The organism is Chitinophaga sp., from assembly GCF_035538455.1.
Lineage (GTDB): Bacteria > Bacteroidota > Bacteroidia > Chitinophagales > Chitinophagaceae > Chitinophaga.
The window spans coordinates 1-13,624 of the sequence record NZ_DATLKJ010000181.1 but is presented as its reverse complement, the minus strand read 5'-3'; the positions used below and the strand labels follow the sequence as shown (position 1 = coordinate 13,624).

Here is a 13,624-nt window from a genome sequence, read left to right as displayed (position 1 = left end):
AAAATAATCACTATATTTACTAAAGACGCCTACTGAAAACTACTTCTTTATAAAACCTATGCCCTATGAAAATAATATGTCTGCTTTTAATAACTGTTGTATTGATCGTTGCACTCGTTGCCACATACCTGATCCGTAAGGAACAGCAGAATAACATCGGCAATAAATTCCTTCAGCTCATAAAAAAATTTGACTCCTGGCAGATGCTTCGCTGACGCCCGGAGCACTATCGTACTTAATCACCAAAATCTACCCCTATGCCTATGAAGACCGGTTTATTATTCAAACTGGCGTGCTTGCTTATTGCCGCCGTAGTACTAACTGTACACCTTCTCAAGAAAATCGTGGTAAAGAATTGACGATTTCTTTATTTAGGTATTTAGCTATTTAGGTATTTAGTTATTTTAAAAATGCAGCGGAGATCGAAATATACTTTATCGATCTCCGCTGCATTTTTAAAATAACTAAATACCTAAATAACTAAATACCTAAATAAAACTACCTGTTGTAATATTTATTCACAGCATCTGTTCTGCTGCGTACGTGCAGCTTCTCATAAATATTGTGTACGTGCCTTCTCACTGTTTCAATACTGATAAACAGGTTGCTGGCAATTTCTTTATAAAGAAATCCTTTTGACAACTGGTCGAGGATCTCTTTCTCGCGTGTCGTAAGCGCTTCCAGCGCAGGATTAGGTTTCGCCTGCTTCTGGAAAAAGGCTACCACCCTTCTCGCAATCTGTGAGCTCATCGGCGAACCACCTTCATGCAGGTCGCGTATTGCTTCCAGCAATTCGCCTGGCGATGTCTTCTTCAGGATGTATCCGCTTGCTCCCGCCTCCAGCGCCATAAAGATTTTATCATCGTCTTCATACACCGTCAGCATCATAAACTGCATATCCTGGTATTCTGCTTTCAACCGGGCGATACATTCAATACCGTTCATTCCTCCCGGAAGATTGAAATCCATCAGTACTACATTGGGCAGCAGTTGAGGGATCTGTTCCAGCGCGGTTTCTGCATTATTGAAAGTGCCAACACAGGCATATCCTTCAGAACCATTAATCAGCAATTCCATAGCCGTGCGGATATCATGGTTGTCTTCTACTATCGCAATAGAAATGATGTCCATGTTATCCTGGGACTTCTTCTTTGAGTATACCGTCATGTTTATAGGAATTATAACACTTAAATGTTACTTAAAACAAATGTATGTTAATTTAGTGGGATATCGAGAAAAACTATTGTACCGTTGTTGGATGTAATATCTGCATTGCCGCCCACAGCCATCATCCTCTTCTGAATATTTTTCAACCCGTTGCCGAACAAACGAACCTTTTCCTGGTCAAATCCTTTTCCATTGTCTTTGATCATTATCGTCATGTTTTTATGCATTTTCACTTCAATAATCACCTCTGTTGCCTTCGCATGTTTTACAACATTATGCAACGATTCCTTTACTGCGAGATAAATATTCCTTCTTGCGCCCCCGCTGAGCTTAATGTCTGGAATCGCCTCCGGAATGAAAAACTGGTGGGAAATATGTGCATGCTCAAGAAAATCTGCCGCAAAACTTCTCATATAAGCAATCAGGTTGGCCAGAGAATCATTCGAAGAATTCATCGCCCAGATAATTTCACTCATCTTGTCAATCATCTCCCCAGCCGTTTCTGAAATACGTTCTATCTCCGCAATCTTTCCGTTCTCCGGCAACTTCCGCTTCGCAATCTCACTTAACAGGCGGATGGTAGAAAGCCCGGAGCCAAGATCATCATGCATGTCGCTGGAAATACGTGCCCGCTCCTGGTCTACCGCCTGCTCTTTCTCCAGCTTCAGTTTCTCATGGCGTATTTTATAGTCAAGGTACAAAGTGGAAAAATAGTATGCAATGCCCAGTAATAACAGCAGCAGTAAAAATTTAAACCATAACGACTGCCAGAATGGGATCCTGATCACAATCTCCAGTGTTGTAGGTGTTGTATTCCAGGTATCATCATTATTGGATGCCTTCACTTTGAAAGTGTAACTTCCCGGATGCAGGTTGGTATAACGCGCCATCCTGAAGGTACCGGCCTCCACCCAGTCTTCATCCGCGCCTTCCAGCTTGTACTGCACCTTATTCTTTAGCGGATTGGTATACTCCAGCGGCACAAATTCAATCGCAATCGTATTCTGATTATGCGGCAGCTCCACCCGCTTCAGCAGCGAAATAGCAGTGTCCGACTCATAAGGCTTATCCAGCACTTCCATCCTCCGGATGATCACCTTGGATGAGAAAGGATTCTTGCGGAAATTCTTCGGATAAAACCCATTGACACCACGTATCCCGCCAAAAAACAACTCTCCGTCGATCGACTTATAAAATGCACCGGTATTGAATTCGTTCGACTGCAAACCATCTTCGTAATTGAATGTAGTGATGGTATTAGTAACAGGATTGATCTCCGAAAGCCCCTTATTATGGCTCACCCAAATACGGTCTTTGTCATCCAGTAATACCCCGTACATATAGTCGTTGATGAGCTTCGGATAGCTATAGCTGTTATAATGCGTCTTGATCGCATACTGCTGGTCAAGAATGAACAACCCTTTATTGGTAGCCACCAGCAACTCTTTATGAGGATTCTTGTTGATGCTCTTCACGGTAGTTCCGTCCGGCAACGCTACATGTTTCCATCGTGTGCTGGAAGTACTCTTTACATATAATGCGGACTTTGTACCCACATACTGATTCCCCATGTAGTCTTCGAAGTAAGTGGTCAGTTGCTCATCATTGAAATCATGCACCACAGCTACTTTATAACCCCTGGGAGTATTTTCAAACTTCAGCAGATAACGCCCGTAATTAAAATATAACTCACCACTGGTACGCTTATACAGGAACGGATAAGGGTCTGCCTGCCAGGGCAATCCAAGCTCCTCCACTTTGGGAGTAAGGTCCTCAAATCCTTTGGTCTGCACATTAAACAACCCGATATGCATGTCTGCAAAGTGCAGCCAGAGATGTTCAAAGTTCTCCCGGCAGATAGCGCCAAGGTCATTAGCCGGAAACCTGTTCGGATACTGCTCATTGGAGATACGCTCCAGGAAACGGCCGCCCTCCTCATATACATTCAGGCCATCCCGCATCAGCCCCACATACAGTTTACCATCATCATGTTTGTATACAGCCTGCACCATGTTATGTGTAATGTAGGGAGAACGGTACAGGTTGAAAACCTTTTTATGGGGAGAATATTTTTTAAGACCATCCCCGTCCAAACCCACCCACATGTTATCAGAACCATCCCGGTAGAGATAACGTACCAGGTTGAATGAACGGGTTTCAAAAGTATTGAAGCTCACAATATGCCGTACAATTTCATTGCGTGCAATACTATAGATCAGTACGCCGTCTGTTCCGCCAATCCACGCATTACCATCATGATCTATCTCCACTACATTAGGCAGGAACGGCTCCGCCACCACATTCTTCACATCAAAAACAAGGTCGCTGAACTTGTTTCTTTTCTTATTGAACAAGATGATATGCCCCGGGCTAACAACCAGCATAGAGTCGGCATTCAGGTTGTGTATCACCGGACTGCAGCTTACACCAGGCAGACAATAGGTCTGCAGGTGGAGTGTTTTTATATTGAGGGCCAGCAACTCTCCCTCTGTTCCGCTCATCCAGATGGTATTACCATCTTTTACTGCCGTGGCAGGGATCTGGCCGGTACGAAGGAATTGCGGTGGATACATAATCACGCGCCTCAGTGCATAAGTGGTATTATCAAGCACATACAATCCCTTTGCAGGACGCCAGACCCATAGCGCATTAGTAGCCGTGTCTTCTCCAAGTATTTTAAACTTTACATTGTAGTCACGCTCCTTCGCATTCAACACAGAGGTGTCCTCCAGCAGTATGCGGAAGTTATTACGGTATTTGTCATAAATGCTGATGCCGTTGTTATGAGCAAGTAACAACTGATGGTGACTGTCTCTGTAAAAAGAAAAGCCTTTATACCCCTTCAGGTCGAAACGGTTGATCACAGCACGGTTACCATTGGAACCACGGGGTACCAATTCTCCTTTACCTTCCCCCGCCCTTGTTATCTGGCTGGGATTGTAACGGTATTCATTGAATGTATAGCCATCGAAACGGTTGATTCCGTCGCGGGTTGCCACCCAGAGAAACCCCTGGTCATCCTGTGTAATATCAAACACAGTACTCTGTGACAATCCTTCATTGACGCTGTAGCTGTCAAATATATATGGCTTATCCTGGGCATGCAGTATGCCTCCCGTAAGGAAGCATAGGCGGAGCAGGATAAATATTTTCATTTGACGCAGTGGACGCACGCTGATTATTATAGTTATAGACAGTAAGCTGGTTTAGGCTGTTTTGCAAATATATAATTCTGCTTCACACTTTGTAGCTATTTCGTAATTTTCTTGTCGCTAATAGATTGGAAATAAATATTATACTTTATGATGATGAAATTATCCCTCATATGCCAGCCTCTATCAAATGCAGCGTGCTGGCTGTTTCACAAGTGCGCCGGATTCCGCCTTACCGCAATCATGCTGGTATGTACTATTCTTCAGACAACATGGTATTTTTTACCTGCGGCTGCCCAGTCTCTGTCAGACAAGCCTCATATAAAAATACTAGTCTCCGCCCCTCCTGCAAAAAGTATCAGAGGTCTTTGCCCGGTGTCAGATGATATCGTATGGGCCTCCGGAACAGGCGGCATGGTAGGCAAAAGCACAGATGGCGGCCAAAACTGGCAATGGACACAGATCAGGGGCTGCGATAGCTGCGACTGGCGCTCCCTTTATGCATTCAATGACAAAAAAGCACTGGTGCTCAATGCCGGCGAACCAGCAAGGCTCTTCCTTACAGAAGATGGCGGACTTAACTGGCAACAGGTGTTTTCAGACACTACGCACGGTATCTTCTTCGATGCCATTGATTTCTTCAATGACCGCGAAGGCATCGCCATCGGAGATCCGTTGCAGAACAGATTTACCATCATCCGCACACATGACGGAGGTAAAACATGGCGGCATGATCCCGTGGCAACGCTGCCGGTCGCTACCAACGGTGAATCGCTCTTTGCCGCCAGTGGCACCAGTCTCGTAACATTGCCAGGTAATAAAGTATACTTCGGTACCGGCGGTACCGTATCAAGACTTTTCACATCAGGATCATCATGGCTGCCACTCACTATCCCGATCATACAGGGAAGTAGCACTACTGGCGCATTCTCCATCGCATTCCTCAACAACAAAATCGGTATTGCAATAGGCGGCGACTATAAAAATGATACACTTACCAAAGGCAATTGCGTCATCACCATTGATGGAGGCCATAACTGGTACACGCCGCATACACCACCCCATGGATTCAAATCATGCGTTGCCTTCATCACACCCAAAGTACTGGTCGCTACCGGTACATCAGGCACTGATATTTCTTTTAATAAAGGACGCGACTGGCAACAAGCAGGACAAGGGTTCCATGTAGTTAAGCGGGCCCGGAATGGTAAACGTATATTCCTCGCCGGTACTTCAATTGGAATACTCGGGTTATAATATTATTTTTCGGAGAAAAATCACTGTTACTGTTATGTTTCAGGGATTTATAAACCGTTCCACGTCATACAGTTAATTGAATTACTTCTATTTTTGTGTAATTTAAGTCCACGGCGCGCATCGCCAGGCACTCAGAAAACGAGATTATGCAAGTTGAAACTTCGTCAAGCAAATACGGCATTAAGCACTTCCCCGATGGCATTCGGGCATGGAAAAAAGAAGGAAACTACTTCTGTTTTTACACATCAGAAACCATCCTGGAAGTAAGGGTGATTGCTGACAAAATCATTCGTTTCCGCTACGCGGCAGATGGTTCCTTTCAACGCGATTTTTCCTACGCCACCAGCGACGGACTTGAAGAGTCCCCTATCTCCTTCGGCATGAAAGAATGGGAAGAGACCTTCGAAATATATACGGCTGAACTGAAAGTGTTCATCGCGAGAGACAATCTCCGCATCACCATCAGCGACAAGGAAGGAAAGGTTATCAATCAGGATGAACTGGGTTTTCACTGGCAACATTATCTCCTGAAAGGTGGCAAGATCGTTTATTGCAGCAAGCTCATACAGGAAGATGAATGTTTCTATGGTCTTGGCGACAAGCCCACAGAACTGAATCTCCGTGGCAAAAGGCTGGAGAACTATGGTACCGATGCCTACGGTTATCAGAGAGATACCGACCCGCTGTACCGCAATATTCCATTCTATTACGGACTGCATAACGGTATGGGATACGGTATCTTCTTTGATAATACCTTCCGTACCATTTTCGATTTCGGAAAAGAAAGACCAGATGTAAGCAGCTTCTGGGCCCGCGGCGGTGAGATGAACTATTACTTCATCTATGGCCCTGAGTTACTGGATGTAGCCGCCGCCTATACTAAAATTACCGGCACACCGGAACTACCACCCATGTGGGCTTTAGGCTATCATCAATGCCGCTGGAGCTATTATCCCGATACAAGGGTAAAAGAAATCGCAACAGAGTTCAGAAAGAGAAATATTCCCTGTGATGTGATCTACCTGGATATCGATTATATGGAAGGATACCGCTGCTTTACCTGGAGTAAGGAATGGTTCCCCGATCCGGTAGGGCTTATCAAAGACCTTGCTGCACAAGGTTTTAAAGTAGTGGTGATCATCGATCCGGGTATCAAGGTAGATCCTGAGTACAATATCTACCAGGAAGGCATCAAAAACAACTACTTCTGCAAACGCGCTGATGGCGCGCCTATGGAAGGAGACGTATGGCCAGGCAAATGCGTGTTCCCGGACTTTACCAATCCTGAAGTACGCGAATGGTGGAGCAGCCTTTTCAAAGGACTGGCAGAAGCCGGCGTACACGGCGTCTGGAACGATATGAACGAACCAGCAGTATTTGAAATGGGAACGTTCCCTGAAGATGTACGCCACGACTATGATGGAGAAGAAGTAAGTCATCGCAAAGCGCATAACATTTACGGACACCTGATGAGTAAGGCTACCGCCGCAGGTATGAAGAAATACCTGTTGCCCAACCGCCCCTTTGTGATCACCCGCTCCTGCTATGCAGGCGCACAACGCTGGGCATCAGTATGGACGGGCGACAATGTTTCCAGCTGGGAACATCTCTGGCTTGCAAGCGTACAGTGCCAGCGGCTCTCCGTATCTGGTATTTCCTTTACCGGCAGCGATATAGGTGGCTTCATCGGCGAGCCCAATGGCGAACTGTATACACGCTGGATACAACTGGCAGTGTTCCACCCACTGATGCGCACACACTCCGCCAGCAATGAAACAGGCTTCAACCAGGAACCCTGGAGCTTTGGCCCTGAGTATGAGAAAGTAGTAAACAAGTTCATTTCACTGAGATACGAACTACTCCCCTATCTGTATACCACCTTCTGGCAATATGCCGCTATCGGCACACCAATGCTGCGTCCACTGGCCTTTGTGTCACAACATGACGATAATACACACAACTGCAGTCATGAGTTCATGTTCGGTGATGCATTGCTGATCAGCCATGTAAGTGAAGAAGGCATGAAAGAAAAATCCGTGTATCTCCCCGAAGGTGACTGGTATTACTTCTGGAACGATAAACTATTCACCGGCAAACAATCTGTAAAAATTACCACACCACTGGATGAGATGCCGCTGTTTGTAAAGGCCGGCTCTGTAGTACCACGTTACCCACTCATGCAGTATACACACCAGACGCCTGTTACAGAAATGTTGCTGCATGTCTATTACGGCACTGCGGTAAACAGAAACGTATTGTATGAAGATGCCGGTGATCACTATGGTTACAAAAACGGTCAATACAATGTAATCCGCTTTAAACAGTCTTCCTCATCAGATCGCTTCTATCTGAAAAAGAAATACTTCATTAATTACGAAACCGCTTATCAAAATTACCGTATAACCCTGCATGGACTTCCTTTTCAGGCTACCACAGTGATCGTTGACGGAAAAGAAACGATGTTGGGCAAAGACAATTTTCTACCGGATAATACCGTTTCATTTTTAGTAAACCGTGGTTTCGAGGAAATTATTATTAATAAGCAATAATGGTGTTTGTATTTTTTCCGGAGTATGGTATAAGAAAAAATATAGGGCTTCAGATAGAGATCTGGCGCCGGTTCCTAACCTATGCCAACTTTAGAGATTGTAAAAGTAAGCGCTAAAATTCTTTGTTCAAAATTCTCGGGAACGCTTGCAGTAAAATGAACAAAATGAACAAAATCTTAAGAAGCAATTAACATGTTCTCATTTACTTCATTTGCATACAATGCACAAAATGTAATACCAGTAAGCATTTAGGAGAATAAAATCAATTTAGCAATATAACGTGAACATCTATACGAAAATAAAGCCCCCACGCCATAGCGTGAGGGCTTTATTCTTATGTGCATAGGGGCAATCAAAAAACTGCCTGCCAGCACACATTATTTATGGAAGATCAGTAGTAGAGCGATAGAAAAAATATAATCATCAACGCACAAAAAACACAAAAAATAAATACAGCCCGGAATAATAATACTAACCGGTCATTAGTGTATTCCATATCGTGCAGCTCCTGCTGGTCGTGCCCTGGGTTGATAGTCAGGCTTTTCATAAAAAGAGATTAAGGATTAAACAATTAAGAACATGCTATTTGACTACGAGGGGTAGGTTAACGTTCTCTGTATTATGAAAGTACGCAAAAAAACACGAATACCGTCAAATCTTTTTGTTCATTTTGCTATTCATATTCTCATACTGTTCACTCTTTTTTCCTGTTATGCTTGCCTGCGGCTTCATGCGGCAGTTTCATACCGCCCGGCTGCGCTGGAGCCTTGGGCGCAACTGCGGTCGTATCTCCGTAATCAGCAGCACTGATCACATCTCCCCTGTTGTAATATTCCTTTACCATCTTACCGGTTTCTTCATCATACAGCTTCCACACACCATGTCTCACAGAATTACCCAGGCGCACAATTTCCGTAGGTGTCTCCACATTCGTTACCGGATCAATCACCATAATAGTATCCCGCTGGCCCGCAATCTCCGTCGTAATGTAAGTGCCTTCCTCACTGCGTTTGCCATTCGGATAGTAATACGTACAATAACCATCCAGCACATTATTCTTGAAAGTCTCCTCAGCCAGCACTGTCCCCATTGGTGAGGTTTTCTTCCATACCCCATCCTTCCGGTCATTCCTATAATTCCCTTCCCATACATATCCCGGCTCACCCCTTACCTCACCCACTTCTTCTATCCAGTGGCCCTGCTTACGGCGCTGCGCATCGCGCTGATTATTTTTTACCTGGCATATTCCTGTTACAACTAACAATTGTAACAGTATACATAAAAATAGTTGCTGCATATCTTCCGGCTTTCCCACAAGTTAAATATTTAATGCATATAAAAGCCGGCATCTTCATTAAAAAAGATAACCGGCTTTTTCAGAACTATGAAATGCATCAACTACTTATGCAGCTTGATATCACCCAACTTAGTGTCTTTCGCTGTTTCAATCTTCACATTGGTAATAGTAGTATCCTGATAACCATTGGATGCATTTACAAACACATTCCACGTACCGGATCTCAACCCACGAACCCTGAACTCTCCATTCCTCCACGGCAATGCATACAGTGTATCATTAGTGCTGTTATACACCGAAATCACCGGGAATGCTTCCCATGGCGTTACACGGCCGGAAAGACTTCCCATCTTCAGGATAGTGAACACATTGATGAAAGGACGCAATATGAACTTACCATAGCCCACAGAAATAATAGAACGCTGTACATCAAAGTCCAGCCACAGTTGCAGATTATTCGCAGAAAGCTCGTCCCATTCGTTATGACGTACCCTCACAATGATCTTTGATTGCCCGGCAACAGATTTCAGCGGATAAGTTACACCGTCTTTTACAAGGGAATTGTTGCTGCCCACCGTAATACGGATACGTTTCATTTCCCCTTGTTTTACCAGGCCACCCGCCAGTAATGTATCTGTACCATTGCGTAATGTCAGCACATCATATACGCCCGCTTTCACATTCAATGTATCCCATACTTCACATTTCTTGTTCTCATGCTTGTCATCCTCATCCCATCCGCAACGACGGCCATTATCCCAGTTATCATCATCCCTGTTACCACAGGTATCCACCAACACTTCAACACTACGGATATCCAGTAACACTTTATCAAAGAAACCCGGATCATCGGAGAGATAAAGACTTACTTTCTGTTGATCCGCCGGTATTGGCTGCGTTCCGGTAGATTGATCCTTCGAACAGGAGTACAACATGACAGCAGCGAGTGCAGACAATACGATAGCCTGCCCCGTTTTTCGGAGAGCATTTCTTCTCATAAATGAAGTATTAATGGTTTAAATGAATAAAAAATATGGTCGTCTATCTACCGATTCGATCTCTCTTTAGTTTTGGCTTTTAGTTTTGGCTTTGATTCAGATTCACGGCTTAGTTTCTGGTTGGCAGTTTTGACAGTTACTAAATAAACGTCCATACTTCTCCTCTTATTGCTGTATCATCAGACGCAATAATCAGACACGGAATAAAAAAGAAAGTTTAAACTGGAAAAGATTTTTTCCAGGATTTTCTGCAAGAAAGATATAACTGATTGTTATTCAGTCCACCTCAAAACAGTTATGCCCAGGGGAGGCAGACGCAGCGGCAATACATATTCCCGTCCGTTATAAAATTGTTTGACTGCTTTCAGCAAACCGGTGTTGACAACACCGCTGCCATAATATTTTGGATCATCACTGTTGATCACTTCTTCCCAATGCCCGCTGCCCACGGGTATTCCCACCGGATACTGCTCTCTCGGAACCGGTGTCATGTTCATCACCACCAGGAGCACATCCTTGTCGGCCTTGCCTTTACGCGTATATGCCAGTATACAGTTGTCGTAATCATTCACCACGATCCATTCAAAACCTGCTGCGTCAAACTGCTGCTCATACAACGCCGTTGAGCTGGTATAAAGCCTGTTGAGGTCTTTCACAAAATCCTGCAAACGCTTATGTGGCGCATATTGTAGCAGATGCCAGTCCAGCTCTTGTTTGTAATTCCATTCAGAAGTCTGCCCAAACTCACCTCCCATAAATAACAGCTTCGTGCCGGGATGCGTCATCATATAACCGTACAGCAAACGCAGGTTCGCAAACTTCTGCCATTCATCGCCTGGCATCTTGTATATCAACGGTGATTTCCCATGTACCACTTCGTCGTGACTCAGCGGCAGCATATAATTTTCGCCAAAGGCATACACCACACTAAAAGTAAGATCATTCTGATACCACTTCCGGTGAATAGGATCTTTCTTGAAATAATCGAGCGTGTCATTCATCCATCCCATCATCCACTTCATCCCAAATCCCAACCCACCCATAAAAGTAGGCCTCGATACACCGAAATGCGAGGTAGAATCCTCCGCAATTGTCTGCACATCCGGGAAGAGCGCATACACAGTCTCATTCAGCTTTTTCAGAAAACTGATCGCTTCCAGGTTCTCATTACCACCCAATATGTTAGGCTCCCATGCTCCGCGCTCCCGTGAATAATCAAGGTGGATCATAGACGCAATTGCATCTACCCGTAAACCGTCTGCATGGAATTTGTCGAGCCAGAATATAGCATTGCTCAGAAGGAAAGACCGCACCTCGCTGCGGGCATAATTGAAGATATAACTGTTCCAGTCCGGATGGAATCCCTTACGCATATCAGCGTACTCATACACATGCGAACCATCAAATCTGAACAGCCCGTGCGCATCATACGGAAAATGAGACGGCACCCAATCCAGAATCACACCTATATCTGCCAGGTGAAATGCTTCAATCATTTCCATAAAATCCTGCGGCGTGCCATATCTCGAGGTAGGTGCATAATAACCCGCCTGCTGATACCCCCAGGAACCGTCAAACGGATGCTCTGTTACCGGCATCAGCTCCACATGTGTAAAACCCATCTCCTTGACGTAAGGCACCAGCATCGCGGCAATCTCCGTATAGGAGTAAAAACTTTCTTCGTCATTGGAATCCGGCTTACGCCAGGAACCCAGGTGCACTTCATATACAGAATAAGGACTGTTCAGCGAATTACGTGATCTCCGCTCCTTCATCCACTTTTTGTCTTTCCAGGTGTGATCCAGCCTGCGCACAATAGAAGCCGTTTTTGGCCGCAGTTCCCAATAGAAAGCATATGGATCTCCTTTCCGCAATTCCTCCCCGCTGTTGGAACGGATGAAGTACTTATACATCTCCCCCTCCTCTACACCAGCTATAAACCCTTCCCAGATCCCTGACCTGTCCCAACGGGGATACAGGGTATGACTGTAATGATCCCAGTCATTAAAATCGCCCATTACCGCTACAAACGCAGCATCCGGTGCCCATACAGCAAAGTAGGTACCGCGCACCCCTTCAAACTCCATCGTGTGCGCACCCATCTTTTCGTATAGCCGGTAATGTGAACCCGCCTGAAATAAGGCAATATCACCTGAAGAAAAAAGGGAAAACACTTCAACTGGTTGTAATTGGCGATTGATAGTTCCGGTCATAGTTATAACGTGTGAATTTGGGTTCCAGGTTAACAAGATAGTTTAATTTCGGGAAATGATAAGATACTTATCTGATAAAAAAAGTGGGATTTTGATATTTTCCGTCGTTCAGATCAGAAAATATCAAAATCCCACAATATTAGGTTACCGGAGAATTAGTCCCGGCTGAATTTGCGTTTAAACGGAGGTTTGCTGCCACCGGAAGTTTCGCGCTTGTCGCCGGAATTCCAGCGTTTACGCGGGCCATCGTCCCTACGCTGACCGCCACCGCCATAACGGTTACCACCGCCACCACCGCGCTTATCACCGTCCTGAGACATTTCAATCCTTACGGAACGGCCGTTATACTCCACTTTCTTGAAGCTCTGTGTAACTCTTTCCACTTCGTCGTTTTCCACTTCAAAGAAAGAGTAAACACCTTTCAGATCTATACGGCCAATCTTGTTGCCACGGATCCCCGTGTTATCACACAGGTAACGGAGCATATCGCCACGGTTGAAATCGTCTACAGAACCCAGGTTAATGAAGAGACGGGTGAACTTGCCACTGCTTCTGCGGCCTTCCTCGCCGAAAGAACGCTTTTCGTCCTTGGCATTCAGATCCGGCGCATCCTGGTAGTACTCGAGGAACTGGTTGAATTCAAGAGAAGCAAAGCGCTTGATCAGCTCTTCCTTGCTCATGGACGCAAACTCTTCGTATATACGTTCCAGATAAGGCTCTATCTGCTCTTCATTTACGGTTACGTTGTGTACTTTGTGTACCAGGCCAAACAGCTGTTTTTCACATACTGCAAAACCATCCGGTACCTCAGCTTTGGTAAAGCGCTTGCCGATCACACGCTCGATCTGACGGATCTTGCCAATGTCACGGCTGCTGATAACAGCAATAGAGATACCTGACTTACCCGCCCTTCCGGTACGGCCACTACGGTGTGTGTAGTTCTCCACGTCATCCGGCAGGTCGTAGTTAATTACGTGCGTTACGTTATCTA

General features: G+C 45.1%; 9 protein-coding genes. 3 read left to right on the top strand and 6 right to left on the bottom strand.

Going from position 1 to position 13,624, the window contains the following annotated elements:
- The first annotated feature begins 65 nt into the window (after positions 1–65).
- Positions 66–215 (top strand): hypothetical protein, encoded by a 150-nt coding sequence (locus VM802_RS21685; RefSeq protein ID WP_325534490.1) that lies wholly within the window; start codon positions 66–68, stop codon positions 213–215.
- A gap of 283 nt (positions 216–498) precedes the next feature.
- Here VM802_RS21685 and VM802_RS21680 read toward each other — a convergent pair whose 3' ends face one another.
- Positions 499–1,167, bottom strand: coding sequence for a response regulator transcription factor (locus tag VM802_RS21680; RefSeq protein ID WP_325534488.1), 669 nt, complete (start codon positions 1,165–1,167; stop codon positions 499–501).
- Between the two features lie 47 nt (positions 1,168–1,214).
- The gene (locus tag VM802_RS21675; RefSeq protein WP_325534486.1) at positions 1,215–4,322 is read right to left on the bottom strand and encodes a ligand-binding sensor domain-containing protein; all 3,108 of its coding nucleotides are present in this window, start codon (positions 4,320–4,322) and stop codon (positions 1,215–1,217) included.
- 147 nt (positions 4,323–4,469) lie between these two features.
- Here VM802_RS21675 and VM802_RS21670 point away from each other — a divergent pair, with 147 nt between their 5' ends.
- Both VM802_RS21670 and VM802_RS21665 read left to right on the top strand, forming a co-directional pair.
- Complete coding sequence (locus VM802_RS21670; RefSeq protein ID WP_325534484.1) at positions 4,470–5,576, top strand: WD40/YVTN/BNR-like repeat-containing protein; 1,107 nt, start codon at positions 4,470–4,472, stop codon at positions 5,574–5,576.
- A gap of 146 nt (positions 5,577–5,722) precedes the next feature.
- Positions 5,723–8,125 carry a glycoside hydrolase family 31 protein gene (locus tag VM802_RS21665; RefSeq protein ID WP_325534482.1) on the top strand — a complete coding sequence of 801 codons (2,403 nt, stop codon included), beginning with the start codon at positions 5,723–5,725 and terminating at the stop codon, positions 8,123–8,125.
- 694 nt (positions 8,126–8,819) lie between these two features.
- On the opposite strand, the gene VM802_RS21660 is transcribed toward VM802_RS21665, so the two are convergent.
- The 4 genes from VM802_RS21660 to VM802_RS21645 all read right to left on the bottom strand — a co-directional run.
- The gene (locus VM802_RS21660) at positions 8,820–9,422 is read right to left on the bottom strand and encodes a toxin-antitoxin system YwqK family antitoxin (RefSeq protein ID WP_325534480.1); all 603 of its coding nucleotides are present in this window, start codon (positions 9,420–9,422) and stop codon (positions 8,820–8,822) included.
- Positions 9,423–9,523: 101 nt separating this feature from the next.
- Entirely contained in the window at positions 9,524–10,420 is an 897-nt protein-coding gene (locus VM802_RS21655) for a DUF4382 domain-containing protein (RefSeq protein WP_325534478.1), read from the bottom strand.
- 272 nt (positions 10,421–10,692) lie between these two features.
- Entirely contained in the window at positions 10,693–12,633 is a 1,941-nt protein-coding gene (glgB, locus tag VM802_RS21650; RefSeq protein ID WP_325534476.1) for a 1,4-alpha-glucan branching protein GlgB, read from the bottom strand.
- Between the two features lie 155 nt (positions 12,634–12,788).
- A partial coding sequence (locus VM802_RS21645) for a DbpA RNA binding domain-containing protein (RefSeq protein ID WP_325534474.1) occupies positions 12,789–13,624 on the bottom strand: 836 nt, incomplete at its 5' end.

Excerpts from the sequence above, each read along its gene's own strand:
- VM802_RS21685 (WP_325534490.1), top strand. The coding sequence starts at position 66 with ATGAAAATAATATGTCTGCTTTTAATAACTGTTGTATTGATCGTTGCA.
- VM802_RS21660 (WP_325534480.1), bottom strand. The coding sequence starts at position 9,422 with ATGCAGCAACTATTTTTATGTATACTGTTACAATTGTTAGTTGTAACA.
- VM802_RS21675 (WP_325534486.1), bottom strand. The coding sequence starts at position 4,322 with ATGAAAATATTTATCCTGCTCCGCCTATGCTTCCTTACGGGAGGCATA.
- VM802_RS21680 (WP_325534488.1), bottom strand. The coding sequence starts at position 1,167 with ATGACGGTATACTCAAAGAAGAAGTCCCAGGATAACATGGACATCATT.
- VM802_RS21670 (WP_325534484.1), top strand. The coding sequence starts at position 4,470 with ATGATGATGAAATTATCCCTCATATGCCAGCCTCTATCAAATGCAGCG.
- VM802_RS21655 (WP_325534478.1), bottom strand. The coding sequence starts at position 10,420 with ATGAGAAGAAATGCTCTCCGAAAAACGGGGCAGGCTATCGTATTGTCT.
- glgB (WP_325534476.1), bottom strand. The coding sequence starts at position 12,633 with ATGACCGGAACTATCAATCGCCAATTACAACCAGTTGAAGTGTTTTCC.
- VM802_RS21665 (WP_325534482.1), top strand. The coding sequence starts at position 5,723 with ATGCAAGTTGAAACTTCGTCAAGCAAATACGGCATTAAGCACTTCCCC.